This is a genomic window from Myxococcus llanfairpwllgwyngyllgogerychwyrndrobwllllantysiliogogogochensis, from assembly GCF_006636215.1.
Taxonomy (GTDB): domain Bacteria; phylum Myxococcota; class Myxococcia; order Myxococcales; family Myxococcaceae; genus Myxococcus; species Myxococcus llanfairpwllgwyngyllgogerychwyrndrobwllllantysiliogogogochensis.
Window position 1 is genome coordinate 1 of sequence record NZ_VIFM01001026.1, and the last position, 384, is coordinate 384.

Annotated in this window: 1 protein-coding gene; it reads right to left on the bottom strand. The window is 68.5% G+C overall.

The window, feature by feature from the left end:
- The coding region (locus FJV41_RS56710) for a hypothetical protein (RefSeq protein WP_220138087.1) at nucleotides 1–351 on the bottom strand (351 nt) is incomplete at its 3' end.
- Nucleotides 352–384: the final 33 nt, after the last annotated feature.

Sequence of the window (384 nt, forward strand, 5' to 3'; positions counted from 1 at the left end):
GTTGTCGGTCTTGAACGCGGGGCCGTACACATCGAACGGACCGGTGGCCTTCAGCGGCGGGCCCTCGCCCAGCAGCGGCTGCTGGTACCACTCGGTCTTGGCGGCGGCCTTGCTCTTCTCCTGCCAGAAGCCGGCGGTGACGGTGTGCGCGCCGGTCTCGAACTGCAGGTTGACCATGCCGCCCAGCCGGTTGAGGCGCGGGGTCTGCACCTGTTCGGAGAACGGCGCGCCGTTGGGCGACGGCACGTTCGGGTCGGTCAGCGTGGCCTGGGTGTGGCTGTTGGCGTTGTACAGCTGCACGTTGCCGCTCAGCGCCGGACTGATCTGGAAGCGGTGGTTGATCGAGGACACGCGGTCACGCGTGCTCTGGCCGGTGTCGTAGGG